Origin of the sequence: Streptomyces sp. NPDC127097 (assembly GCF_042724075.1) — a bacterium.
Taxonomy (GTDB): domain Bacteria; phylum Actinomycetota; class Actinomycetes; order Streptomycetales; family Streptomycetaceae; genus Streptomyces.
In genome coordinates this window covers 1-22926 of record NZ_JBHXFI010000089.1, presented here as the reverse complement: position 1 = coordinate 22926, position 22926 = coordinate 1, and the positions used below count along the sequence as shown (strand labels likewise).

Annotated in this window: 21 protein-coding genes; 13 read left to right on the top strand and 8 right to left on the bottom strand. The window is 70.4% G+C overall.

Annotated elements, in window-relative coordinates:
• The first annotated feature begins 170 nt into the window (after positions 1 to 170).
• Together ACFWJW_RS36035 and pgi are read left to right on the top strand one after the other, a co-directional pair.
• Complete coding sequence (locus ACFWJW_RS36035) at positions 171 to 1469, top strand: MFS transporter (protein ID WP_387249178.1); 1299 nt, start codon at positions 171 to 173, stop codon at positions 1467 to 1469.
• A 57-nt stretch (positions 1470 to 1526) separates the two neighbouring features.
• The gene (gene pgi / locus ACFWJW_RS36030) at positions 1527 to 3179 is read left to right on the top strand and encodes a glucose-6-phosphate isomerase (protein WP_387249180.1); all 1653 of its coding nucleotides are present in this window, start codon (positions 1527 to 1529) and stop codon (positions 3177 to 3179) included.
• Positions 3180 to 3268: 89 nt separating this feature from the next.
• Here pgi and pgl read toward each other — a convergent pair whose 3' ends face one another.
• Genes pgl through tkt form a run of 5 tightly spaced genes read right to left on the bottom strand, consistent with a single transcriptional unit; the run spans position 3269 to position 9900 of the window.
• On the bottom strand, positions 3269 to 4051 hold the full coding sequence (pgl, locus tag ACFWJW_RS36025; RefSeq protein WP_387249176.1) for a 6-phosphogluconolactonase: 783 nt from the start codon (positions 4049 to 4051) through the stop codon (positions 3269 to 3271).
• The gene (gene opcA / locus ACFWJW_RS36020; protein ID WP_387249174.1) at positions 4048 to 5109 is read right to left on the bottom strand and encodes a glucose-6-phosphate dehydrogenase assembly protein OpcA; all 1062 of its coding nucleotides are present in this window, start codon (positions 5107 to 5109) and stop codon (positions 4048 to 4050) included. The genes pgl and opcA overlap by 4 nt, the downstream gene beginning before the upstream one ends.
• Positions 5106 to 6638: a glucose-6-phosphate dehydrogenase gene (gene zwf / locus ACFWJW_RS36015; RefSeq protein ID WP_387249172.1), complete on the bottom strand. Its 1533-nt coding sequence runs from the start codon at positions 6636 to 6638 to the stop codon at positions 5106 to 5108. The genes opcA and zwf overlap by 4 nt, the downstream gene beginning before the upstream one ends.
• Positions 6639 to 6644: 6 nt before the next feature.
• Entirely contained in the window at positions 6645 to 7763 is a 1119-nt protein-coding gene (gene tal / locus ACFWJW_RS36010; RefSeq protein WP_387249170.1) for a transaldolase, read from the bottom strand.
• Between the two features lie 34 nt (positions 7764 to 7797).
• Positions 7798 to 9900, bottom strand: coding sequence for a transketolase (gene tkt / locus ACFWJW_RS36005; RefSeq protein WP_387249168.1), 2103 nt, complete (start codon positions 9898 to 9900; stop codon positions 7798 to 7800).
• A gap of 451 nt (positions 9901 to 10351) precedes the next feature.
• Here tkt and ACFWJW_RS36000 point away from each other — a divergent pair, with 451 nt between their 5' ends.
• The 3 genes from ACFWJW_RS36000 to ACFWJW_RS35990 all read left to right on the top strand — a co-directional run bounded on the left by ACFWJW_RS36000 (position 10352) and on the right by ACFWJW_RS35990 (position 12942).
• Positions 10352 to 11314, top strand: coding sequence for a heme o synthase (locus ACFWJW_RS36000; protein ID WP_387249167.1), 963 nt, complete (start codon positions 10352 to 10354; stop codon positions 11312 to 11314).
• Between the two features lie 46 nt (positions 11315 to 11360).
• Complete coding sequence (locus ACFWJW_RS35995; RefSeq protein ID WP_387249165.1) at positions 11361 to 11741, top strand: hypothetical protein; 381 nt, start codon at positions 11361 to 11363, stop codon at positions 11739 to 11741.
• Positions 11742 to 11877: 136 nt separating this feature from the next.
• The gene (locus tag ACFWJW_RS35990; RefSeq protein WP_387249163.1) at positions 11878 to 12942 is read left to right on the top strand and encodes an amidohydrolase; all 1065 of its coding nucleotides are present in this window, start codon (positions 11878 to 11880) and stop codon (positions 12940 to 12942) included.
• Here the strand turns inward: ACFWJW_RS35990 and ACFWJW_RS35985 are convergent.
• From ACFWJW_RS35985 to ACFWJW_RS35975, 3 genes are all read right to left on the bottom strand, one after another.
• Positions 12915 to 13919, bottom strand: a complete 1005-nt coding sequence (locus ACFWJW_RS35985; RefSeq protein ID WP_387249161.1) for a heme A synthase — start codon at positions 13917 to 13919, stop codon at positions 12915 to 12917. The genes ACFWJW_RS35990 and ACFWJW_RS35985 overlap by 28 nt on opposite strands.
• Before the next feature lie 87 nt (positions 13920 to 14006).
• Positions 14007 to 14813, bottom strand: coding sequence for an ABC transporter permease (locus ACFWJW_RS35980; RefSeq protein ID WP_387249159.1), 807 nt, complete (start codon positions 14811 to 14813; stop codon positions 14007 to 14009).
• Positions 14810 to 15772, bottom strand: a complete 963-nt coding sequence (locus tag ACFWJW_RS35975; protein WP_387249157.1) for an ABC transporter ATP-binding protein — start codon at positions 15770 to 15772, stop codon at positions 14810 to 14812. Before ACFWJW_RS35975 ends, ACFWJW_RS35980 begins: the two co-directional genes overlap by 4 nt.
• 276 nt (positions 15773 to 16048) lie before the next feature.
• On the opposite strand from ACFWJW_RS35975, the gene ACFWJW_RS35970 reads away from it, so the two are divergent.
• The 8 genes from ACFWJW_RS35970 to ACFWJW_RS35935 all read left to right on the top strand — a co-directional run bounded on the left by ACFWJW_RS35970 (position 16049) and on the right by ACFWJW_RS35935 (position 22781).
• Entirely contained in the window at positions 16049 to 16906 is an 858-nt protein-coding gene (locus tag ACFWJW_RS35970) for a helix-turn-helix transcriptional regulator (RefSeq protein ID WP_387249155.1), read from the top strand.
• The gene (gene sufB / locus ACFWJW_RS35965) at positions 16903 to 18324 is read left to right on the top strand and encodes a Fe-S cluster assembly protein SufB (protein ID WP_387249154.1); all 1422 of its coding nucleotides are present in this window, start codon (positions 16903 to 16905) and stop codon (positions 18322 to 18324) included. Before ACFWJW_RS35970 ends, sufB begins: the two co-directional genes overlap by 4 nt.
• An 87-nt stretch (positions 18325 to 18411) precedes the next feature.
• Positions 18412 to 19596, top strand: a complete 1185-nt coding sequence (gene sufD, locus ACFWJW_RS35960) for a Fe-S cluster assembly protein SufD (RefSeq protein ID WP_387249152.1) — start codon at positions 18412 to 18414, stop codon at positions 19594 to 19596.
• On the top strand, positions 19593 to 19910 hold the full coding sequence (locus tag ACFWJW_RS35955; protein WP_018091858.1) for a non-heme iron oxygenase ferredoxin subunit: 318 nt from the start codon (positions 19593 to 19595) through the stop codon (positions 19908 to 19910). Before sufD ends, ACFWJW_RS35955 begins: the two co-directional genes overlap by 4 nt.
• Before the next feature lie 7 nt (positions 19911 to 19917).
• Entirely contained in the window at positions 19918 to 20682 is a 765-nt protein-coding gene (sufC, locus tag ACFWJW_RS35950; protein WP_387249150.1) for a Fe-S cluster assembly ATPase SufC, read from the top strand.
• Positions 20679 to 21935: a cysteine desulfurase gene (locus ACFWJW_RS35945; RefSeq protein ID WP_042161682.1), complete on the top strand. Its 1257-nt coding sequence runs from the start codon at positions 20679 to 20681 to the stop codon at positions 21933 to 21935. The genes sufC and ACFWJW_RS35945 overlap by 4 nt, the downstream gene beginning before the upstream one ends.
• 55 nt (positions 21936 to 21990) lie before the next feature.
• Positions 21991 to 22449 carry a Fe-S cluster assembly sulfur transfer protein SufU gene (gene sufU, locus ACFWJW_RS35940; protein WP_030411905.1) on the top strand — a complete coding sequence of 153 codons (459 nt, stop codon included), beginning with the start codon at positions 21991 to 21993 and terminating at the stop codon, positions 22447 to 22449.
• Positions 22446 to 22781 (top strand): metal-sulfur cluster assembly factor, encoded by a 336-nt coding sequence (locus ACFWJW_RS35935; RefSeq protein WP_018091854.1) that lies wholly within the window; start codon positions 22446 to 22448, stop codon positions 22779 to 22781. The genes sufU and ACFWJW_RS35935 overlap by 4 nt, the downstream gene beginning before the upstream one ends.
• Positions 22782 to 22926: the final 145 nt, after the last annotated feature.

Sequence of the window (22926 nt, the reverse complement as noted above, 5' to 3'; positions counted from 1 at the left end):
GAGGGACACACCCCTTCCGGCCGGGCCGGCCGCGTCCGTGCGCCCGCACGAGCCGTCGCGCGCTCCACGGGCCCGCATCTGAGGTAGCGGATGGGGAAGTCGCCCGAGGGCCATTGTCAGTGGCTGCCCCTACCGTTTTCCGTACGCGCACGATGCGGACGGGGGGCGGCATGGCGGACAGCGGGACGGACACCGGGCCGGACACCGGAGCGGGGCACACGACAGGGGCGGGCGCGCTCGCCCCGCGCGGCGGCTTCGGCCGGCTGTGGGGCGCCGCCGCCGTCTCCCGCTTCGGTGACGCCCTGCGCGGCACGGCGCTGCCGCTGCTCGCCTACACCCTGACCGATTCGCCGCTGCTGATCTCGCTCGTCACCGCCTGCGGCTTCGTCCCCTGGCTGCTCTTCGGGCTGCTGGGCGGCGCGGTCGCCGACCAGGTGGACCAGCGGCGGGCGATGTGGGCGGTGGATGTGCTGCGCGGGCTGCTGATGGCCGGCTTCGCCGTGGCCGTGGCGCTCGACCGGGCGGGCATCGGGCTGCTGCTCGCGCTGTCCTTCGCGCTCACCACCCTCCAGACCCTGTTCGACAACGCCGCCACGGCCCTGCTGCCCGCGGTGGTGCCCAAGGAGCGACTGGCCGCCGCCAACGCCCGGCTGATGACCGGTCAGGAGCTGGCCGGCCGGTTCGTCGGCGGACCGCTGGCCCCGGTGCTGATCGCGCTCGGTGCCGCACTCCCGTTTCTGGCCGACGCGGCCACCTACCTCGTCGCGGCCGCCCTCGTCGCCTCCCTGCGCACCGGCCCTCCGGCCGGGCGGCCGGCCACCTCCGGGCGCACCGTCCGGCGCGAAATCGCCGCGGGGATACGGCAGTTGTGGCGCGACCGGGTGCTGCGCGCGTTCTGTGTGTCGGTGGCGCTGGGCAATGTCGGCATCGGTGCGCTGATCGCGACCCTGGTGGTGGTCGTCAAGGGCTGGCTGGGCGCCGGGGACTTCGGCTACGTCGTCGTGACCACCGGCTACGGCATCGGGATGGTCCTGGGCGGGCTCCTCGCGGTCCGTACGGTCGCCGTGGCCGGCGGCACCGGCCGCACCCTGCTGCTCGCCGGGGTGCTCCAGGCCGTGACCCTGGTGGGCTTCGGGACGCTGCGCTCGGTCTGGCTCGCGGCGCTGCTCCTGGGTCTGTTCGGCTTCGCCGGGATGGTGTGGAACGTCCTGGAGACGACGGCCGTGCAGCAGCGCAGCCCGGCCGGGATGCTCGGCAGGATCAGCTCCGCCTTCCGTACGGTCTCCGTCGCCGGGACACCGCTCGGCGCGCTGTGCGGCGGTGCGGCCGCCACGGCCTTCGGGCCCAACGCCCCCGCGCTGCTGGCCGCCGCCCTGCTGGCCCTGGGCACGGTCGCGCTGACACCCGTTCTTCAGACGGCCGACGGTGCCCCGTCCGACAGCGGACAGATACCTCCTACCGGACGCTGATCAATTAGGTTGGGAGATGGCGGGGCCGGTACGAGATGAAGAAGGCTGATGTCCGAGATGAACGCAGAAGGCCGCAGCAGGCTCGATCAGATGCCTGAGTGGACGGCGCTGGGCAAGCACCGGGAGCAACTGGCGCAGGTGCATCTGCGCGAGCTGTTCGAGCGCGACCCGGCGCGCGCCGAGCGCTACACCCTCCAGGTCGGCGATCTGCACCTGGACTACTCCAAGCACCTGGTCACCGACGAGACGCTGGGGCTGCTGCGCGAGCTGGCCGCGGCGGCCGGCGTGGCCGAGCTGCGGGACGCGATGTTCCGCGGCGAGAAGATCAACATCACCGAGCGGCGGTCCGTGCTGCACGTCGCGCTGCGCGCGCCCGGCTCGGCGGTCATCATGAGCGACGGCGAGAACGTCACCCCCGGCGTGCAGCACGTCCTGACGAAGATGGGCATCTTCTGCGACCGGGTCCGCTCCGGCGACTGGAAGGGCCACACCGGCAAGCGCATCAAGACCGTCGTCAACATCGGTATCGGCGGCTCGGACCTGGGCCCGGCGATGGCGTACGAGGCGCTGCGCGCCTACACCCACCGGGACATGCAGTTCCGCTTCGTCTCCAATGTGGACGGCGCCGATCTGCACGAGGCGGTCCGCGATCTGGACCCGGCCGAGACGCTGTTCATCATCGCCTCGAAGACCTTCACCACCATCGAGACGATCACCAACGCCACCTCGGCCCGCGACTGGCTGCTGACCGGTCTGGGCGCCGGGGGAGAGGCCGTCGCCAAGCACTTCGTGGCGCTGTCGACCAACGCCGAGAAGGTGACGGAGTTCGGCATCGACACGGACAACATGTTCGAGTTCTGGGACTGGGTCGGCGGCCGTTACTCCTTCGACTCCGCGATCGGCCTGTCGCTGATGATCGCGATCGGCCCGGAGCGCTTCCGCGAGATGCTGGCCGGCTTCCACCTCGTCGACGAGCACTTCCGCACCGCCCCGCCGGAGGAGAACGCCCCGCTGCTGCTGGGGCTGCTCGGTATCTGGTACGGCAACTTCTGGGACGCCCAGTCGCATGCCGTGCTGCCCTACAGCCACTACCTCTCCAAGTTCACCGCCTATCTCCAGCAGCTGGACATGGAGTCCAACGGCAAGTCCGTGGACCGCGAGGGCAACCGGGTCGGATGGCAGACGGGGCCGGTCGTCTGGGGCACGCCCGGCACGAACGGTCAGCACGCCTACTACCAGCTCCTGCACCAGGGCACGAAGATGATCCCGGCCGATCTGCTCGGCTTCGCCGAGCCGGTCGCCGACCTCCAGCCGGGCCTGGTCGCCCAGCACGACCTGCTGATGGCCAATCTCTTCGCCCAGGGCCAGGCGCTGGCCTTCGGCAAGACGCCGGACGAGGTGCGCGCCGAGGGCGTGGCCGAGGAACTGGTGCCGCACAAGACGTTCCCGGGCAACCGCCCCACCACCACCATCCTGGCTGGCGAGCTCAGCCCTTCCGTGCTGGGCCAGTTGATCGCGCTCTATGAGCACAAGGTGTTCGTCCAGGGCGCGGTGTGGAACATCGACTCCTTCGACCAGTGGGGCGTGGAGCTCGGCAAGGTGCTCGCCAAGCGCGTCGAACCGGCCCTGACCGAGGGCGCCGAGGTGCCGGGGCTGGATGCCTCCACGGCCGGTCTGGTCGCCAAGTACCGGGAGCTGCGCGGGCGTTGATCCCCGGGACCGCCGCAGGGCCGTCGCACTGACGCCGTAGGCCCCGCACCCTTCGGGGCGCGGGGCCTACGGTCTTGCTGCGGTGATCCTCAGGCCGAAGCCGGCGGGTAGAGATCGCGCGGCAGCTGGGACGCCGCCGCCTCGTCCAGCAGCCACAGGGTCCGGCTGCGGCCCCGTGCGCCGGCCGCCGGGGCCTGGACCTCACCGGCACCGGAGAGGGCGATGGCCGCGGCATTGGCCTTGTCCTCGCCGGCCGCCAGCAGCCAGACCTCCCGCGCCGCACGAATCGCGGGCAGGGTCAGCGAGACCCGGGTGGGCGGCGGCTTGGGCGCGCCGTGCACCCCGACCACCGTCCGCTCCGTCTCGTACACCGCGGGCAGCTCCGGGAAGAGTGAGGCGACATGGGTGTCCGGGCCGACGCCCAGCAGCAGGACGTCGAAGGACGGCACCGGGCCGTGGTCCTCGGGTCCCGCGGCGGCGGCGAGTTCGGCCGCGTACGCCTCGGCGGCGGCGTCGGCGTCATGGCCGTACGGGCCGTCCGACGGGGGCATGGGGTGCACCCGGGCCGGGTCCAGCGGGACGCTGTCCAGCAGCACCTCCCGGGCCTGGGTGTGGTTGCGCTCCGGATCGCCGTCCGGTGCGAACCGCTCGTCGCCCCACCACAGATCGAGCCGGGACCAGTCCACCGCGTCCCGGGCGGGCGCCTCGGCGAGGGCCGCGAGCAGCCCGTTGCCGTTGCGCCCGCCGGTCAGGACCACGGAGGCGGAGCCGCGGGCGGTCTGGGCGTCCACGATCTTCGTGATCAGCCGGGCCGCCGCGGCCTTGGCCATCAGCTCCTTGTCGCGGTGCACGACGACCTGCGGAGCACTCACTTGGCGGCCGCCTTCTTCGCGGCCTTCTTCGCCGCGGGCTTGGCCTGGCCGCTCCCGTCCGACGCCTTCTCCCCGTCCGACGTCTTCTCCCCGGCGGCCGGCTGCTGCCCGTCCGCCGGCTGCCCGCCGTTGCCGTGACCGAGCCGGTCCACGCCGAACTTCAGCGCCCGGGCGTAGATCTCGTCCGGGTCGAGCCGGCGCAGCTCCTCGGCGAGCAGCTCGGAGGTCTCCCGCCGCTTGAGCGCCACCGCCCGGTCGGGCTGGCCGTGCATCGAGAGCGTGGCCAGCGAGCCGTCCGGGCGGTCCAGCACGATCGCGCCGATGCTGGACTCCATCCGGACGGCCGTCAGACCGGGGCCGTCGGACACCTTGCGGGTGACCGGGACGTTCAGCCGGTCGGCCAGCCACATGGCGAGCAGCTCGCAGCTGGGGTTGAACTCCTCGCCGGTCACCTCGGCCGAGGTGACCGTGCACGGAGCCTGGTCGAGCGCCGCCGCCAGCATCGAGCGCCAAGGCGTTATCCGGGTCCAGGACAGATCCGTGTCGCCCGGAATGTAGGTCTCCGCGCGGGCGGACAGCTCATGAATGGGCTGCTCGGCGGCGTAGGCGTCGGTGACCCGGCGCTGGGCCAGCGCACCGAGCGGGTCCTGTGCGGGGGCCGCCGGGGCGTTCACCGCCCACCAGACGACGACCGGGGCGTCCGGCAGCAGCAGCGGCAGCACCACGGACTGGGCGTGGTCGATGACCTCGCCGTACAGCCGCAGCAGCACCGTCTCGCCGGTGCCGGCCTCCGTGCCGACCCGCACCTCGGCGTCCAGACGGGCCTTGGCGCGGTCGCGCGGCGACCGGCTGACCCGCTTGATGACGACGAGGGTGCGCGAGGGGTGCTCACGGGACGCCTCGTTGGCCGCCTTCAGGGCGTCATAGGCGTTCTCCTCGTCGGTGACGATGACGAGGGTGAGCACCATGCCGCTGGTGGGAGTGCCCACCGCGCGGCGGCCCTCCACCAGGGCTTTGTTGATCTTGCTGGAGGTGGTTTCCGTCAGATCGATCTTCATGGCCGACGCCAGCTCCGTCCGTCTCGTGCGAGCATTTCGTCCGCCTCGGCCGGGCCCCAGGTGCCCGCCGGGTACTGCGCGGGCTTGCCGTGCCGGTCCCAGTACTCCTCGATCGGGTCGAGGATCCGCCAGGACTGCTCCACCTCCTCCAGTCGCGGGAAGAGGTTGGCGTCGCCGAGCAGCACATCGAGGATCAGCCGCTCGTACGCCTCGGGGCTGGACTCCGTGAAGGACTCGCCGTACGCGAAGTCCATCGACACATCGCGCACCTCCATCGAGGTGCCCGGCACCTTGGAGCCGAACCGCACGGTCACGCCCTCGTCCGGCTGCACCCGGATGACCAGGGCGTTCTGCCCCAGCTCCTCGGTGGCGGTGTGGTCGAAGGGGGAGTGCGGAGCGCGCTGGAAGACCACCGCGATCTCGGTGACCCGGCGGCCCAGGCGCTTGCCGGTGCGCAGGTAGAAGGGGACGCCCGCCCAGCGGCGGTTGTCGATCGACAGCTTGATCGCGGCGTAGGTGTCGGTCTTCGACTTGGGGTCGATACCGTCTTCCTGGAGGTAGCCGACGGCCTTCTCGCCGCCCTGCCAGCCCGCCGCGTACTGCCCGCGGACGGTCTCCTTGCCGAGCTCCTTGGGCAGCCGGACCGCGCCCAGCACCTTGGTCTTCTCGGCGACCAGCGCGTCCGCCTCGAAGGAGGCGGGCTCCTCCATCGCGGTCAGCGCGAGCAGCTGGAGGAGGTGGTTCTGGATGACGTCACGGGCGGCGCCGATGCCGTCGTAGTAGCCGGCCCGGCCGCCGATGCCGATGTCCTCGGCCATCGTGATCTGCACGTGGTCGACATAGCTGCGGTTCCACAGCGGCTCGAACATCGTGTTGGCGAACCGCAGCGCCAGGATGTTCTGGACCGTCTCCTTGCCCAGGTAGTGGTCGATCCGGAAGACCTCGTGCGGCGGGAAGACCTCGTGGACGATCCGGTTGAGCTCCTGGGCGCTCTCCAGGTTGTGTCCGAAGGGCTTCTCGATGACCGCGCGGCGCCAGGAGTCCTCCTTCTGGTCGGCCAGCCCGTGCTTCTTCAGCTGCTGGACGACCTTGGGGAAGAACTTCGGCGGCACGGACAGGTAGAAGGCGAAGTTGCCGCCGGTGCCCTGCGCCTTGTCGAGCTCGTTTATCGTCTCCTTGAGCGTCTCGAACGCCTCGTCGTCGTCGAAGTTGCCCTGGACGAAGCGGCAGCCCTGGACCAGCTGCTGCCAGACCTCCTCGCGGAACGGCGTACGGGAGTGCTCCTTGACCGCCGCGTAGACCTCCTGCGCGAAGTCCTCGTGCTCCCACTCGCGACGGGCGAACCCGACCAGCGAGAAGCCCGGTGGCAGCAGCCCCCGGTTGGCGAGGTCGTAGACGGCGGGCATCAGCTTTTTACGGGACAAATCGCCCGTGACGCCAAAAATGACCAGGCCCGACGGCCCCGCGATGCGCGGGAGCCGTCGGTCCAGGGCGTCACGGAGCGGGTTGGCTCCGTGGGAATCAGTCAAGGGAGATCAGCCCTCCGAGGGAGCGAGGCGCTTGAGCTCCGCCTCCGTGGACTTGAGCAGGTCGTTCCAGGACGCCTCGAACTTCTCCACGCCCTCGTCCTCCAGGAGCTGGACGACCTCGTCGTACGACACCCCGAGTCCGGCGATCGCGGCCAGGTCGGCCCGGGCCGCGTCGTAGCCGCCGCGGACGGTGTCACCGGTGATCCGACCGTGGTCGCCGGTGGCCTCCAGGGTGGCCTCCGGCATGGTGTTGACCGTGCCCGGCGCGACCAGCTCGTCCACGTACAGGGTGTCCTTGTACGCGGGGTCCTTGACGCCGGTCGAGGCCCACAGCGGACGCTGCTTGTTGGCGCCGGCCTTGTCGAGAGCGGCCCAGCGCTCCGAGGAGAAGACCTCCTCGTAAGCCTCGTAGGCGAGCCGGGCGTTCGCCAGCGCGGCCTTGCCCTTGAGGGCCTTGGCCTCGTCCGTGCCGATCTTCTCCAGGCGCTTGTCGATCTCGGAGTCCACACGGGACACGAAGAACGATGCCACCGAACGGATCAGCGACAGGTCCAGGCCCGCGGCCTTGGCCTTCTCCAGGCCCGCGAGGTAGGCGTCCATGACCTCGCGGTAACGCTCCAGCGAGAAGATCAGCGTGACATTGACGCTGATGCCCAGGCCGATGACCTCGGTGATCGCCGGCAGACCCGCCTTGGTGGCCGGGATCTTGATCAGCGTGTTCGGGCGGTCCACCAGCCACGCCAGCTGCTTGGCCTCGGCGATGGTCGGGGTGGTGTGGTGCGCCAGGCGCGGGTCGACCTCGATGGAGACCCGGCCGTCCTGGCCGCCGGTGGCGTCGAAGACCGGCCGCAGGATGTCGGCGGCGTCCCGGACGTCCGCCGTCGTGATCATGCGAATGGCTTCCTCGACGGTGACCTTACGGGCGGCGAGGTCGGCGACCTGCTGGTCGTAGCCGTGGCCGTCCGAGATGGCCTTCTGGAAGATCGAAGGGTTGGTCGTGACACCGACGACGTGCTGCTGGTCGATCAGCTCGGCGAGGTTGCCGGACGTGATGCGCTGGCGCGACAGGTCGTCCAGCCAGATCGCGACGCCTTCGTCGGAGAGGCGCTTGAGTGCGTCTGTCATGGGTTCTGCATCTCCTACTTGTCGTGTACGGGCGTCAGCGCGCGGCGGCTTCGAGCGATTCCCGGGCGGCGGCGGCCACCGCGTCGGCGGTGAAGCCGAACTCGCGGAAGAGGACCTTGCCGTCGGCCGAGGCACCGAAGTGCTCCAGGGAGACGATGCGCCCGGCGTCACCGACGAAGCGGTGCCAGGTCAGCCCGATGCCGGCCTCGACGGCGACCCGGGCCCGGACGGACGGGGGCAGCACACTGTCGCGGTAGTCCTGGTCCTGCTGGTCGAACCACTCGACGGACGGCATCGACACCACGCGGGTGGGAATGCCCTCGGCCTGGAGCTGCTCGCGCGCCTCGACGGCGAGCTGCACCTCGGAGCCGGTGCCGATCAGCACGACCTGCGGCGCGGCGTCCTGCCCCTCGGGGCCGGCGGCGTCGAAGAGCACGTAACCACCCTTGGCGGTGGCCTCGTTGGCGGGGTACGTCGGCACGCCCTGACGGGTCAGCGCGAGGCCGTGCGGGGCCCCCACGCCGTACTCCTTGGTGTAGCGCCGGAGGATCTCGCGCCAGGCGATCGCGGTCTCGTTGGCGTCGGCCGGGCGCACGATGTTCAGGCCCGGGATGGCGCGCAGCGAGGCGAGGTGCTCGATGGGCTGGTGGGTCGGGCCGTCCTCGCCCAGACCGATGGAGTCGTGCGTCCACACGTACGTCACCGGCAGGTGCATCAGCGCGGACAGCCGGACGGCGTTGCGCATGTAGTCGGAGAACACCAGGAAGGTGCCGCCGTAGATGCGGGTGTTGCCGTGCAGCGCGATGCCGTTCATCTCCGCGGCCATGGAGTGCTCACGGATGCCGAAGTGGATCGTGCGGCCGTAGGGGTTGGCACCCGGCAGCGGGTTGCCCTCGGGCAGGAACGACGAGGTCTTGTCGATCGTGGTGTTGTTCGAGCCCGCGAGGTCGGCGGAGCCGCCCCACAGCTCGGGGATGACCCCGCCGAGCGCCTGGAGCACCTTGCCGGACGCGGCACGCGTGGCCACGGACTTACCGGTCTCGAACGTGGGGAGGTGGTCCTCCCAGCCCGCGGGCAGCTCGCCCGCCGCGATCCGGTCGAATTCCGCGGCCCGCTGCGGGTTGGCGGCGCGCCAGTCGGCGAACGACTTCTCCCACTCCTTCTTGGCGTCGCGGCCGCGGTCGAGGGCGGCGCGGGTGTGCGCGAGCACCTCGTCGGCGACGTCGAAGGACTTCTCCGGGTCGAAGCCCAGGACCCGCTTGGTGGCCGCGACTTCCTCGTCACCCAGCGCCGAGCCGTGCGCGGCCTCGGTGTTCTGGGCGTTCGGGGCGGGCCAGGCGATGATCGAGCGCATCGCGATGAACGACGGCCGCCCGGTCTCCGCCTTGGCGGCCTCCAGGGCCTTGGCGAGACCCGCCGGGTCCAGGTCGCCGTTGGGCAGCTGCGCGACGCGCTGGACGTGCCAGCCGTACGCCTCGTAGCGCTTGAGGGTGTCCTCGGAGACCGCGGTCTCGGTGTCACCCTCGATGGAGATGTGGTTGTCGTCCCACAGCAGGATGAGGTTGCCGAGCTTCTGGTGGCCCGCCAGGGAGGACGCCTCGGCGGAGATGCCCTCCTGGAGGCAGCCGTCACCGGCGATGCAGTAGATGGTGTGGTCGAAGGGCGAGGTGCCCTGCGCCGCGTCGGGGTCGAACAGGCCGCGCTCGTAGCGCGCCGCCATCGCCATGCCGACCGCGTTGGCGACACCCTGGCCCAGCGGGCCGGTGGTGGTCTCCACGCCGGTGGTGTGGCCGTACTCGGGGTGGCCCGGGGTCTTCGAGCCCCAGGTGCGGAACGCCTCCAGGTCGGCCAGCTCCAGGCCGTAACCGGCGAGGTAGAGCTGGATGTAGAGGGTCAGGCTGGAGTGGCCCGCGGAGAGGACGAACCGGTCGCGGCCGGTCCAGTTCGCGTCCGCCGGGTCGTGCCGCATCAGCTTCTGGAAGAGAAGGTAGGCGGCCGGCGCCAGGCTCATGGCCGTACCGGGATGGCCGTTACCGACCTTCTGCACGGAATCCATGGCCAGGACACGGACGGTGTCCACTGCCCGCTGATCCAGTTCGGTCCACTCGAGATCTGTGGTGGTCGGCTTGGTGCTCACCCTGAGTCAGGGCTCCTCTCCACATGTCGAATGCCGCGGACGGTATGTCCGCCAGGCGGTGTCGAGCCTACCCCCGCGAGTGCGTGCGTCTTTTCGACGCTCAGTCGGTGTTTTCGGCGCTCAGTCGGTGCTGCGCGGGCCCAGCGGCCCGTCGCTTTGGGCAACCAAATCAGGACTTCTGGCGTTCCGGTCCCAGTTGCGCGAGCCATACGACCAGACTGCCGGGCAGCCGTCCGGTTCGCCTCCTGAACGCCGGGCGAACGGCCGGGGAAAGGTGCCGGGCGCGCGCACCCGCCCGCCGCCCAACACGACCCCACCCCCGCGAAGATCGCTGTATGGCCAGCGTCTAAAGTGGCGTGGTACGCGCAAGCCCTACACCGCGTCTTCACCGCCGGACGGGCTTGCATGCCTTTCTCTTCCGCGGCAGAGGCCGCTGACGTTACTTCCAGGGGTGTGCGTGACGGCCGTCGAATCCCGTCCTGCGGGGGCGCTCTCTCGGGTCCCGGGGAGTCCCGGTCCCGGTGAGCGGCCGTTCGGGGCCCGCGTCAAAGGGTTCGTGGCGCTGACCAAGCCACGGGTCATCGAGCTGCTGCTGATGACCACGGTGCCGGTGATGTTCCTGGCGGCCAAGGGCGTGCCCGATCTGTGGCTCGTCCTGGCGACCTGCATCGGCGGCTACCTCTCCGCCGGCGGCGCCGCGGCCTTCAACATGTACCTCGACCGCGACATCGACGCGCTGATGGACCGCACGTCCCAGCGGCCGCTGGTCACCGGCATGGTGAGCCCCGGCGAATGCCTGGTCTTCGCGACCGCCCTCGCGGTGGGCTCCACGGCCTGGTTCTGGGTCCTCGTCAACCCGCTGTCGGCGATGCTGTCGCTCGGTGCGCTGCTCTTCTACGTCGTCGTTTACACGATGATCCTCAAGCGGCGGACCAGCCAGAACATCGTCTGGGGCGGTATCGCCGGCTGCATGCCGGTCTTCATCGGCTGGTCGTCGGTGACGAACTCCGTCTCCTGGGCCTCGTTCGTCCTCTTCCTCGTCATCTTCTTCTGGACGCCGCCGCATTACTGGCCGCTGTCGATGAAGGTCAAGGACGACTACGAGCGCGTCGGGGTGCCGATGCTGCCGGCCGTCGCGGGCAACAAGGTCGTCGCCCGGCAGATCGTCGCCTACAGCTGGGTGATGGTGGCGGTCTCGCTGCTGCTCCAGCCGCTGGGCTACACCGGCTGGTTCTACACCGCGGTCGCGCTCGCCTGCGGAGCCTTCTGGCTCAAGGAGGCACACGGTCTCCAGGCCCGCGCGAAGGCCGGCATCACGGGCGCCAAGCTCAAGGAGATGCGGCTGTTCCACTGGTCCATCACCTATGTGTCGCTGCTGTTCGTCGCCGTCGCCGTGGACCCCTTCCTGCGCTGAGAGGTGTGGGGGATCACCCTCTCCAAAAGCAGTACTCGCGGGTAGCATGCTGGGTATGGCAGACACCCAGCAGGCGGAAGAGCAGGTGGAGGCGGCGGCCGGCACGGCGGCCGACAAGCGGGCCGGCCGGCGCACGGCCCGGCTCACCAAGCAGATCCGCGCCTTCGCCGACAGCCACGGCGGCAGCGCCGAGGGCCAGCTCGCGCACATCGGCCGCGGCCGCGTCCGGATCGCCCTCGTCGGGGCCAACGGCGAGTGGGGCAACCTCGTCGCGGACTCCTTCGACTCCGCCAAGGACGCCGCCACCGCGTCCGGCATCACCCTTCAGGACGACTTCGACGGCGACCTCGCCGCCAAGGTCCGCACCGGCCGCTACGAGTGGTCCCGGATGGCGGGCATCCAGGTCGGCGGCCCGTCCAACGGCTGACGCGCGCTACCCGGGCGCCGTGCGCCGGAGCGTACGCCGGAAGCGGAGCCCGCTACCTCACCACCACCTCGTCCGTTAAGCCCACCAGGCGCGGCGCTTCGGCCGCGTCCGGCGGGCTCTCGGCGAGGAGAAGCGGATGGACGGCCTTCCCTTCCAGGTAGATCAGCCACCGCTCATCGACCAGTACAGCTGCGGCGCGGTGCACGACGAGCTCGGCCTCGGCTCCTTCGAGACCCACCTCGCCGCCGCGGCCGGCGCCCATGGCCCGGCCCCCGCCGGCACCAGCTACTTCGACAGCTTCACCGGCCTCGCGATACGCCGCTGGTGCCCCCCGCTGCTCGGCCTGGAACCGCACTGCCCGCCCGCCCACTACCTGGCACGCCGCCGCGAGATGGGCGCCTACCGGGCCGGACGCATGCTGCTGCGCGGCTCCGGGATCGGCACGTTCCTGCTGGCGGCCGGGGCGCCCGGCGATCTGACCTCGGCCACCGAACTCGCCACCGCCGCCGCGGCCCACGCCCACGAGGTGGTCCGGCTCGAACCACTCGCCGAGCAGGTCGCCGACACCTCCGGCAGCGTCGACTCCTTCATCGGCTACACCGCCGAGGCCCTCTACGCCGCGGCCCAGCACGCCACCGCCTTCGCCTCCCGCGCCACCCACTGCGAGGGGCGCGCCCCCGAGGCCGGAGAGGTGCGGCGGGCCGCGGACCGCTGGCTGCGCCGCCGCCGGCCCGGGGAGCGGCTCGGGGAGCCCGCGCTCGTACGGCATCTGCTGTGGAGCGCGGTGGCGACCGGTCTGCCGGTGCAGTTGCACTGCCCCGATCCCCAGCCGCTGGCGGCCTTTCTGCGCGCCACCACCGGCATCGGCTCGGACCTGGTCCTGCTGCCGGAGGCACCGCACCACCGGCGGGCGGCGCAGCTCGCCGCGGTGCACGCCCATGTGTACGCGGACGCCGGGCCCTGCCCCGAGGAGACGCTGAGCCGGGCGCCGTTCGGCAAGCTGCTGTTCTCGTCGGGGGCCCGGGGGCTGCCCGAGCTCTATGTGACCGGCGCCCGGTGCTTCGTACGGGCCATGACGCGGCTCGTACGGGAGTGGACCGACGAGGGCCTGTGCGGGCCCGGGGACGGGCGGCGGATCACCGAGACGGTGGGGTTCGGGACCGCGCGGCGGGTCTACCGGCTGAGCGCGGAGGCCGCCTGAGGCTCCGCTGCCTCGTGCGCGCCGGAGGGGACGGGCTCGCCGGGGTCCTCCTCCAGGAGCGGACCGCGGTCGCGCAGGGAAAGACAGACCCGCAGCACCCAGATCCACACCAGGGACGAGCCCAGCATGTGGAGCCCGATGACGATCTCGGGCAGACCCGTGAAGTACTGGACGTAGCCGATGACGCCCTGCGCGGCGATACAGCCGAACAGCTCCAGGAGCATCCGGCGCGGGGCGGCCGGTGCCTTGACGGCGCGCAGCGTGAACCACAGGGCGACGGACAGGCCGACGACGATGTAGACGAAGTCGACGTGGAGCTGGGTGATCTCCTGCCAGTCCAGCGGGATGCGGTGGACCTTCTTGGCGTCGCCCGCGTGCGGGCCGGTGCCGGTGACGACCGTGCCGATGACGGTGAGCGCGCCGGTCGCGGCCACCAGCAGCCAGGCCAGCTGCCGCGCCGGACGGGCGACCAGGTCGCGCGGCTCCTCGTCGCCCTCACCCGCGCGCTGCCAGCTCAGCACGGCGACCGTGAGCAGGGCCGTGGCCGCGAGGAAGTGCGAGCTGACGATGTACGGGTTCAGACCGGTCAGGACCGTGACACCGCCGATGACGGCATTGCTCATGACGAGCCAGAACTGCGCCCAGCCGAGCCGGGTGAGCGAGCGGCGCCGGGGGTGACGGGCGCGGGCGGCGATGATGAACAGCCCGACGACCGCGCACAGCACATACGTCAGCATGCGGTTGCCGAACTCGATGAGGCCGTTGATGCCCATCGCGGCAGTCGGAGTCAGGCTGTCCGGCGTGCACTTGGGCCAGGTCGAGCAGCCCAGCCCGGACTGGGAGAGCCGGACCGCGCCACCCGTGACGACGATGATCACGGCCATCACAACGGTGGCCAGCGCGGCCCGTCGTACGAAGGCCGCGGACGGCTGCCAGCGGCGGGCGATCAGCTCAAGGGGGTTCAGCGTGTTCGGCACGGGAGCCATCGTAAGCGGCCCCTTGTGCAAACTTTCACGAGGGGTGCGTTCGCGACGGAACCACCCGGCCGAGCCGTGCCCGGCCGCTCACTCCCAGCGGAAGAACCGGGCCGCGGCCCCCAGTCCGAGCACCGCCCACCCCGCGAGGATGCCGAGGTCGGCCCAGGGGAGGCCGGCGCCGTGCTGGAGCACCTCGCGCAGCCCGTCGGACAGCGCCGTGATCGGCAGCAGCCCGAGCGCGCTCTGCGCGGCCTCCGGGAACTTCTCCAGCGGGACGATCACGCCGCCGCCGACCAGCAGCAGCAGGAACACCAGGTTGGCCGCGGCGAGGGTGGCCTCCGCCTTGAGCGTGCCGGCCATCAGCAGGCCCAGGCCCGAGAAGGCGGCGGTGCCCAGCAGGAGCAGCGCGGCCACCGCGAGCGGATTGCCCTGCGGGGACCAGCCCAGGGCGAGCGCGACCGCCGTCAGCAGCGTGATCTGGAGGACCTCGGTGACCAGCACCGCACAGGTCTTGGCGGTCATCAGCCCCCAGCGCGGCAGCGGCGAGACGGCGAGCCGCTTGAGCACGCCGTAGCGCCGCTCGAAGCCGGTCGCGATGGCCTGGCCGGTGAAGGCGGTGGACAGCACGGCGAGCGCCAGGATGCCGGGCGCCAGGAAGTCGACGGAGCCGCCCGCGCCGCCGGCCGTGGCGGTGGGCACCGCGATGATGTCTACGGCGGAGAACAGGACCAGCAGCAGCGTCGGGATGATCACGGTCAGCAGCAGCTGCTCACCGTTGCGCAGCAGCATCCTGGTCTCCAGGGCCGCCTGTGCGCGGATCATCCGGGGCAGCGGAGCCGCACCGGGCCGCGGGCTGAAGGTGCCGGTGACGCCACCGGCCTCGGTGGTGGTCATGCGCGCAACTCCTTGCCCGTGAGCTCCAGGAAGACGTCCTCCAGGGTGTGGCGTTCGACGGCTATCGCGTCGGGCATCACGCCGTTCTGGGCGCACCAGGAGGCGACGGTGGCCAGCAGCTGCGGGTTGACCTTGCCGTGGACGCGGTAGACGCCGGAGGCGGGCTCCGTGGCGGCGCTGTCCGCGGGCAGCGCCTTCAGGAGCGAGGCGAGGTCGAGTCCGGGGCGGCCGGTGAAGCGCAGGCTGTTCTCCGCGCCACCGCGGCACAGCGAGTCCGGGCTGCCCTGGGCGATCACCCGGCCGCCGTCGATGATCGCGACATCGTCGGCGAGCTGCTCGGCCTCGTCCATGAAGTGCGTGGTCAGTACGGTGCTGACGCCGTCGGCGCGCAGTTCCCGTACGAGGTCCCAGGTGGCGTGCCGGGCCTGCGGGTCGAGTCCGGCCGTCGGCTCGTCCAGGAAGACCAGCTCGGGGCGGCCGACCACGGCCATCGCCAGCGCCAGCCGTTGTTGCTGGCCGCCGGAGAGCCGCCGGTAGGGGGTCCGGCCGCAGCTGCCCAGGCCGAGCCGGTCGATGAGGGTGCCGACGTCGAGCGGGTGGGCGTGCAGGGTGGCGGTGTGCCGCAGCATCTCGTCGGCCCGGGCGCCCGCGTAGACGCCGCCGGACTGGAGCATCACGCCGATGCGCGGCCGCAGCGCCGCGGCGTCGGCGACCGGGTCCAGGCCCAGGACCCGCACCCGGCCGGCGTCCGGGCGGCGGTAGCCCTCGCAGGTCTCGATGGTGGTGGTCTTGCCGGCGCCGTTCGGGCCGAGCACGGCGGTCACCGCGCCGCGTGCGACGGTCAGGTCGAGTCCGTCCACGGCGGTCTTGGTCCCGTAGCGCTTGACCAGGCCGGTGATCTCGACGGCGGGCTCTCGGCCGGGGGGCCGGGGGTCGCCCCCCGGGGAGGTGCTGGGCATGCCGGGCAGTCTACGGAGAGTGGCGGGCCGGGCTTCAACGGGGGCGAGGGCCCGGAACGGTCTCGTTCCCCGATCCGGCGGTGTGCGGCCGAACGGATTTCGGGGGCCGCGACCCTTGCCGCACCGCTACCGGGCCGGCGGACGCCCGTGCAGGTCGGCCCGGCTTTTCGCCGTTCCGCCGGGTACTTGAATTAGGTAACCCTAAGTGATAGAGGCCACCCCTCGGTGCTCCGGCGAGGCTTGAATCGCTTTGACGAATTACGCAACAATGGCGTTGTGAAATACGCGAGCGAGGAACAGGAAGGGCCCGCGGTCGAGCAGACCGATGGGCCGGCCGCCTCCGCGCCCGAGAAGACCGAGCGGCGCGGGTCCGCCCCCCACGCCGCGGCGCCGCACGACGAACAGCAGGGCACCCGCAACCGGGTCGCCCGCTCCATCCTCGACCACGGTCCGTCCACCGCCGCCGAGCTCGCCCTGCGCCTGGAGCTGACCCAGGCGGCCGTCCGCCGGCATCTGGACGCGCTGGCCGCGGAGGGCGTCGTCGAGCCCCGCGAGAAGCGCGTCTACGGCACCCGTGGCCGTGGCCGCCCGGCCAAGGCGTTCGCCCTCACCGACTGCGGACGGGACGCCTTCGACCAGGCATACGACCAGCTCGCCTCCGACGCGCTGCGCTGGATCGCGCAGAGCGCGGGCGGCGGCGAGAAGGGCGAGGCGGCGGTCGCCGCGTTCGCCCGCGCGCGCCTCGCCGCGCAGGCCGAGGGTTACCGCGAGGCGGTCGAGGCCGCCGAGCCGGAGGCCCGTACCGAGGCCCTTGCGAAGGCGTTGACCGCCGACGGGTACGCTGCTACGGCGCGCAGCGCCCCCAACCCCCAGCTCGGTGAACAGCTCTGCCAGCACCACTGCCCGGTCGCCCATGTCGCCGAGCAGTACCCGCAGCTGTGCGAGGCGGAGACCGAGGTCTTCTCCCGATTGCTCGGGACCCATGTACAGCGTCTTGCCACCATCGCCCATGGCGACGGGGTGTGTACGACCTTCGTCCCGAAGGCCGGTGCCGGCAAGGCCGCTCACAGCACCGCACGCACCAGTAAGACCACCACAGCATCTGCAAGCACGGCCGGGAGGAACCCCGCATGACGCTCCCCACGGAGACTGCTCACCCTGAGCTCGAGGGTCTGGGCAAGTACGAATACGGCTGGGCCGACTCCGACGTGGCCGGCGCCTCGGCGAAGCGCGGTCTTTCCGAGGCCGTCGTCCGCGACATCTCGGACAAGAAGAACGAGCCGGAGTGGATGCTCAAGCTCCGCCTCAAGGGTCTGAAGCTGTTCGACAAGAAGCCCATGCCGAACTGGGGCTCGGACCTGTCGGGCATCGACTTCGACAACATCAAGTACTTCGTCCGTTCCACCGAGCAGCAGGCCGCCTCCTGGGAGGACCTGCCCGAGGACATCAAGAACACCTACGACAAGCTCGGCATCCCCGAGGCGGAGAAGCAGCGCCTGGTCGCCGGTGTCGCCGCGCAGTACGAGTCCGAGGTCGTCTACCACCAGATCCGTGAGGACCTGGAGGAGCAGGGCGTCATCTTCCTGGACACCGACACCGCGCTCAAGGAGCACCCGGAGCTCTTCCAGGAGTACTTCGGCACGGTCATCCCGGTCGGCGACAACAAGTTCGCGTCGCTGAACAGCGCGGTGTGGTCCGGCGGCTCGTTCATCTACGTGCCCAAGGGTGTCCATGTCGACATCCCGCTCCAGGCGTACTTCCGGATCAACACCGAGAACATGGGCCAGTTCGAGCGGACGCTGATCATCGTCGACGAGGACGCCTACGTCCACTACGTCGAGGGCTGCACGGCGCCGATCTACAAGTCGGACTCGCTGCACTCCGCGGTGGTCGAGATCATCGTGAAGAAGGGCGGCCGCTGCCGCTACACGACCATCCAGAACTGGTCGAACAACGTCTACAACCTGGTCACCAAGCGCGCCGTCGCCTACGAGGGCGCGACCATGGAGTGGGTCGACGGCAACCTCGGCTCCAAGGTGACCATGAAGTACCCGGCCGTCTACCTCATGGGCGAGCACGCCAAGGGCGAGACCCTGTCCATCGCCTTCGCGGGCGAGGGCCAGCACCAGGACGCCGGCTCCAAGATGGTCCACATGGCGCCGAACACCTCCTCCAACATCGTCTCCAAGTCGGTGGCGCGAGGCGGCGGCCGGACCTCCTACCGCGGTCTGGTCGAGATCGGCGAGGGCGCCGCGGGCTCCAAGTCCAACGTGCTGTGTGACGCCCTGCTGGTGGACACCATCTCCCGTTCGGACACCTACCCCTACGTCGACGTCCGCGAGGACGACGTGTCGATGGGCCACGAGGCGACCGTCTCCAAGGTCAGCGAGGACCAGCTCTTCTACCTGATGGCGCGCGGTCTGTCGGAGGACGAGGCCATGGCGATGATCGTCCGCGGCTTCGTCGAGCCGATCGCCCGTGAGCTGCCGATGGAGTACGCGCTGGAGCTCAACCGCCTGATCGAGCTCCAGATGGAAGGCGCGGTCGGCTGACGGCCACGGCACACTCAACGACCGACGCGGCGGCCGTCCTGCGGGCAGGCCGAGGATCGCAACCAGAAAGCGAGCACTACGACAGCCATGGCTGAGGCTCAGAACATCCCGGCGGGTTCCACCACCACCGGCTCCCTTGCGGTGGCGGCGGAGTCCACCGTCGCCACCCGGATGAGCGCCCCGCCGTCCTACGACGTGGCGGACTTCCCGGTGCCGCACGGCCGCGAGGAGGAGTGGCGCTTCACGCCCCTCGCGCGCCTGAAGGGCCTGCACGACGGCAGCGCCGAGGCCGGCGGTCCCGACCTGAAGATCGACATCACCGCGCCCGAGGGCGTCACGCATGAGCTCGTCGACCGCGCCGACCCGCGGGTCGGCAAGGCCGGCAAGCCCGTCGACCGGGTCGCCGCCCAGGCGTACAGCTCGTTCGAGAAGGCGTCGGTGATCTCGGTTCCCAAGGAGGCGCAGCTCTCCGAGCCGATCCGGATCACCGTCCACGGTGAGGGCGGCACGGCCTACGGCCACCAGGTCATCGAGCTCGGCGCGTTCGCCGAGGCGGTCGTGGTCATCGACCACACCGGGGACGCGGTGCTCGCCGCCAACGTCGACTACCTCCTCGGTGACGGCGCCAAGCTGACCGTCGTCTCCGTCCAGGACTGGGACGACCACGCGGTGCACGCGGGCCAGCACAACGCCCTGGTCGGCCGGGACGCGAGCTTCAAGTCCGTGGTCGTCACCTTCGGCGGCGACCTCGTCCGGCTGCACCCGCGCGTCAGCTACGCCGGCCCCGGCGGTGAGGCCGAGTTCTACGGTCTGTACTTCACCGAGCAGGGCCAGCACCACGAGCACCGGCTCTTCGTCGACCACGAGGCGACCAACTGCCGCTCGAACGTCGTCTACAAGGGCGCGCTCCAGGGCGACGACGCGCACGCCGTATGGATCGGTGACGTGCTGATCCAGGCGTCGGCGACCGGTACGGACACCTACGAGCTCAACCGCAACCTCGTCCTCACCGACGGCGCGCGGGTCGACTCGGTGCCCAACCTGGAGATCGAGACCGGCGAGATCGTCGGCGCCGGCCACGCCTCGGCGACCGGCCGCTTCGACGACGAGCAGCTGTTCTACCTGATGGCCCGCGGTATCCCGGCCGACGAGGCCCGCCGGCTGGTCGTGCGCGGCTTCTTCGCCGAGCTGGTCCAGCAGATCGGTCTCCCGGACGTCGAAGAGCGTCTGATGAGCAAGATCGAGGCCGAGCTGGAAGCGTCCGCGGCATGACGTACGTACGCGCAGCGGCGCTCAGCGAGCTGGAGGAGGACACCCCCAAGCGGGTGGAACTCGACGGCACGCCCGTTTCCCTCGTCCGCACCGAGGGGGAGGTGTTCGCGATCAACGACATCTGCTCGCATGCGAACGTCTCGCTCTCCGAAGGCGAGGTCGAGGACTGCTCGATCGAGTGCTGGCTGCACGGTTCGAGCTTCGACCTGCGCACCGGCAAGCCGAACGGCCTTCCCGCGACGCGCCCCGTCCCCGTATACCCCGTAAAGATCGAAGGGGACGACGTGCTCGTCTCCGTCACCCAGGAGTCCTGAGTTCCCCATGGCAACGCTTGAGATCCACGACCTGCACGTCTCCGTCGAGGCCGAGAACGGCCCGCGCGAGATCCTGAAGGGCGTCGACCTGACCGTGAAGCAGGGCGAGACGCACGCCATCATGGGCCCCAATGGCTCCGGCAAGTCGACCCTCGCCTACTCCCTCGCGGGTCACCCCAAGTACACGATCACCGGCGGCACCGTCACCCTCGACGGCGAGGACGTCCTGGAGATGTCCGTCGACGAGCGCGCGCGGGCCGGCGTCTTCCTCGCCATGCAGTACCCGGTCGAGGTGCCCGGCGTCTCGGTCTCCAACTTCCTGCGCACCTCCGCGACCGCGATCCGCGGCGAGGCCCCCAAGCTGCGGCTGTGGGTCAAGGAGGTCAAGGAGGCCATGCAGCGCCTCCAGATGGACCCCTCGTTCGCCGAGCGCAACGTCAACGAGGGCTTCTCCGGCGGTGAGAAGAAGCGCCACGAGATCCTCCAGCTGGAGCTGCTCAAGCCGGCCATCGCGATCCTCGACGAGACCGACTCCGGCCTGGACGTCGACGCGCTGCGCACCGTCTCCGAGGGCGTCAACCGCGTCCGCGAGACCGGCGAGGTCGGCACCCTGCTGATCACCCACTACACGCGCATCCTGCGCTACATCAAGCCCGACCGCGTCCACGTCTTCGCCAACGGCCGGATCGCCGAGTCCGGCGGCGCGGAGCTCGCGGACAAGCTCGAGGCCGAGGGCTACGAGGCATACACGAAGGGTGGCGCAACCGCGTGACACAGCTGCCGGGCCTCCTCGACACAGAGGCGATCCGTAAGGACTTCCCCCTTCTGGACCGCCAGGTTCACGACGGGAAGAAGGTCGTGTACCTGGACAACGCGGCGACCTCCCAGAAGCCGCGCCAGGTCCTCGACGCCCTGAACGCCTACTACGAACGTCACAACGCCAACGTCCACCGCGGCGTGCATGTGCTCGCGGAGGAGGCCACGGCGCTGTACGAAGGCGCCCGTGACAAGGTCGCGGCCTTCATCAACGCGCCGAGCCGCGACGAGGTGATCTTCACCAAGAACGCCTCCGAGTCGCTCAACCTCGTGGCCAACATGCTCGGCTGGGCCGATGAGCCCTACCGGGTGGACCGCGAGACCGAGATCGTCATCACGGAGATGGAGCACCACTCCAACATCGTCCCGTGGCAGCTGCTCTCGCAGCGCACCGGCGCGAAGCTGAAGTGGTTCGGCATCACCGACGACGGCCGCCTCGACCTGTCCAACATCGAAGAGGTCATCACGGAGCAGACGAAGATCGTCTCCTTCACGCTGGTCTCCAACATCATGGGCACCGTCAACCCGGTCGAGACGATCATCCGCCGCGCCCAGGAGGTCGGCGCGCTGGTCTGCATCGACGCCTCGCAGGCCGCCCCGCACATGGTGCTGGACGTGCAGGCGCTCCAGGCCGACTTCGTGGCCTTCACCGGCCACAAGATGTGCGGCCCGACCGGTATCGGCGTCCTCTGGGGCCGCCAGGAGCTGCTGGAGGACCTCCCGCCGTTCCTCGGCGGCGGCGAGATGATCGAGACCGTCTCGATGCACTCCTCGACCTATGCGCCCGCGCCGCACAAGTTCGAGGCCGGTACGCCCCCGATCGCCCAGGCCGTCGGCCTCGGCGCGGCCGTGGACTACCTCACCTCGATCGGCATGGACAACATCGCCGTGCATGAGCACGCGATCACCGAGTACGCCGTCAAGCGGCTGCTGGAGGTCCCCGACCTGCGCATCATCGGCCCGAGCACGGCCGAGGACCGCGGGGCGACGATCTCCTTCACGCTCGGCGACATCCATCCCCACGACGTCGGCCAGGTGCTGGACGAGCAGGGCATCGCGGTCCGGGTGGGCCACCACTGCGCACGGCCGGTCTGCCTGCGCTACGGAATTCCCGCGACCACGCGAGCGTCGTTCTATCTGTACTCCACGCCGGCCGAGGTCGACGCCTTGGTCGAGGGCCTGGAGCACGTCCGCAATTTCTTCGGTTAAACAGACACAGCCGGTTGATCAAGCACAGCGGATGAGGACGAGGACTGACTGAGCCGTGAAGCTGGATTCCATGTACCAGGACGTCATCCTGGACCACTACAAGCACCCCCATGGGCGCGGTCTTCGGGACGGCGACGCGGAGGTGCACCATGTCAACCCCACGTGCGGCGACGAGATCACGCTCCGCGTGCGGCTCGACGGCGCGACGATCGAGGATGTCTCCTACGAGGGCCAGGGCTGCTCCATCAGCCAGGCCAGCGCGTCGGTGCTCAACGACCTCCTGGTCGGCAAGGAGCTCGGCGAGGCGCAGAAGATCCAGGAGACGTTCCTGGAGCTGATGCAGTCCAAGGGGCAGGTCGAGCCGGATGACGCCATGGAGGAGGTGCTGGAGGACGCGGTCGCGTTCGCCGGTGTCTCGAAGTACCCGGCGCGTGTGAAGTGCGCGCTGCTCAGTTGGATGGCCTGGAAGGACGCCACGGCCAAGGCCCTCTCCGAGGAGGCGAAGACCGCATGACCGACACCCCGACCACCACGAAGCCTGCCTCCGAGGAGGAGGTCCGCGAGGCGCTGTACGACGTCGTGGACCCCGAGCTGGGCATCGATGTCGTCAACCTGGGACTGATCTACGGCATCCACGTCGACGAGGCCAATATCGCCACCATCGACATGACGCTGACCTCCGCGGCCTGTCCGCTGACCGACGTCATCGAGGACCAGGCGAAGTCCGCCACGGACGGCATCGTCAACGAACTGAAGATCAACTGGGTCTGGATGCCTCCGTGGGGCCCGGACAAGATCACCGACGACGGCCGCGAGCAGCTCCGCGCGCTGGGCTTCAACGTCTGACGAGATCTCCTCAAGCGCTACGGCCGTGCCCGCCCCAGCCCACAGGGGGGGCCGGCCGGGTGGGCGGTGAGGGGGCCCCCCCCGGGGATTTTGAGGCCGAGGCCAACCTTTGTTAACACGGGGTCTTATTAAAAAAAGGACCAGG